The following is a 231-nucleotide window of genomic DNA, read 5'->3' on the forward strand; positions in this document are numbered from 1 at the left end:
GTTCAACGAAACTAAAGGCTTCGGTTTCATTCAACAAGAAAACGGTCCAGACGTATTCGCTCACTTCTCAGCGATCACTGGCGACGGTTTCAAAACTCTAGTTGAAGGTCAAAAAGTTGAGTTTGTAGTAACTACAGGTCAAAAAGGCCCACAAGCTGAAAACATCAAAGTACTTTAATTTAGTACCTTTTTTCTAAAAATAGCCAGCCTAGTGCTGGCTATTTTTTTGTC

At 39.4% G+C, this 231-nt stretch carries 1 protein-coding gene; it reads left to right on the plus strand.

The features are described from left to right. On the plus strand, window positions 1-178 hold a 178-nt coding region (locus BCU12_RS11505; protein WP_102404391.1), incomplete at its 5' end, for a cold-shock protein. Window positions 179-231: the final 53 nt, after the last annotated feature.

This window comes from Vibrio sp. 10N.261.55.A7 (assembly GCF_002877365.1).
Classification (GTDB): Bacteria; Pseudomonadota; Gammaproteobacteria; order Enterobacterales; family Vibrionaceae; genus Vibrio.